Source organism: Pseudomonas sp. HMWF006 (assembly GCF_003061205.1).
GTDB lineage: Bacteria > Pseudomonadota > Gammaproteobacteria > Pseudomonadales > Pseudomonadaceae > Aquipseudomonas > Aquipseudomonas monsensis.
The window spans coordinates 1-1,506 of the sequence record NZ_QAIU01000366.1 but is presented as its reverse complement, the minus strand read 5'-3'; the positions used below and the strand labels follow the sequence as shown (position 1 = coordinate 1,506).

General features: G+C 63.7%; 1 protein-coding gene and 1 pseudogene. Both read right to left on the bottom strand.

All coding sequences use genetic code 11. The annotated features are described in order from the left end of the window. Positions 1-564, bottom strand: a pseudogene (locus DBR24_RS15005) (DUF58 domain-containing protein); the annotation flags it as partial. After that, positions 561-1,506, bottom strand: a 946-nt coding sequence (locus DBR24_RS15000) for a MoxR family ATPase (RefSeq protein WP_146189053.1), incomplete at its 5' end; no start/stop codon positions are given. The gene DBR24_RS15000 and the pseudogene DBR24_RS15005, both read right to left, overlap by 4 nt.

The window sequence follows — 1,506 nt, the reverse complement described above, 5'->3', positions numbered from 1 at the left end:
GAGCTGGCTGAGCCAGTTGTCCACGGCCAACAGTTCGCCACCGTAGAGTCGGGCGAAATCCGGGTAGACGCGGGTGTTGTCGACGATGCTGAGCAGGCGCTTGCCTGACCATAATCCCAGTGGGCTCGGCAGGTTGATCTCGCAATGTTCGAAGCTGAAGTGACCGCGTTTGAGCGGGCGCAGGCGATAGCCGATCAGGCTGCGCTGGCCGGGTTGCAATTCGACCGACAGCGGCAAGTGCTCGAAACTCAAACCCTCGGGGACGTGATCGAACACTTGAACCTGCAACGGCTCGGTAAATTCATGCGCGACCTCCAGACTTACCTCGCTCCAGCGACCGAGCGCGAGGCTGCCGGGAATCTGCCGACTGATGCGCACTGCGGGCAGGCGTTTGAGGCGCATTGCATCGAGCGTCGCCAAAGCGAACAAGGCCAGTAGCAACCCCCAGTTGATCGACAGCAGGCTCGCCGGGACATTGATCTCCAGTGTTTGCAAGGTGCCCAGCACGATGCCGATGGCCGCCAGGATCAGCAGCCAGATCAGCAGCAGGCGCGAGGGTTTCACAGGCGCGGCGCCGGGACTTGATCGAGCAATTGCTGCAACACCTGATCGACTTGCAAGCCTTCGATATCCAGCTCCGGGGCGAGGCGCACACGATGGCGCAGCACGGCCAGGGCGCACCCCTTGATGTCGTCGGGAATCACGAATTCACCGCCACGCAACAGGGCGCGGGCGCGTGCGCAACGTGCCAGTGCAATCGAGGCGCGCGGCCCGGCGCCAAGACTCAGACCCGGCCAGGTGCGGGTGCTGCGTGCGAGTCTGACAGCATAGTCGAGCACCTGATCGTCCAGCGGCAAATCGCTGGCGATGCGCTGCAGTGCCTGCACATCCTTGGCCTGCAACACCGTGCGCAGCGGCTGCACGTCGAGCATGTCGGCGCGGGTCGAACGGCTGACCTGACGCACCATGTTCAACTCTTGATCGGCATCGGGATAGTCCATGCGCACCTTGAGCATGAAGCGGTCGAGCTCGGCTTCCGGCAACGGATAAGTGCCTTCCTGTTCGATCGGGTTTTGCGTGGCGAGGACCATGAACGGTTGAGCGATCGGCAGGGCCCGGCCTTCGAGGGTGACCTGGCGCTCCTGCATCGCTTCCAGCAACGCCGCCTGGGTTTTCGCCGGGGCGCGGTTGATCTCGTCGGCCAGCAGCAGGTTGGTGAACAGCGGGCCTTTGCGCAGCTTGAACTGTTCGGTCTGCAGGTCGTACACGGCGTGGCCGGTGACGTCGCTGGGCATCAGGTCCGGGGTGAACTGGATGCGCGCAAACTCGCCGCCAAAGCAGCGTGCCAGTGCCCGCACCAGCAACGTCTTACCGAGCCCCGGCACGCCTTCGAGCAAGACGTGGCCACCGGCAATCAGCGCGGTCAACACGTCGTCGATCACGGCGTTCTGGCCAATCAGTGCCTTCTGCAATTCACCGCGCACGGCCTGTGCCAACTGACTGGCG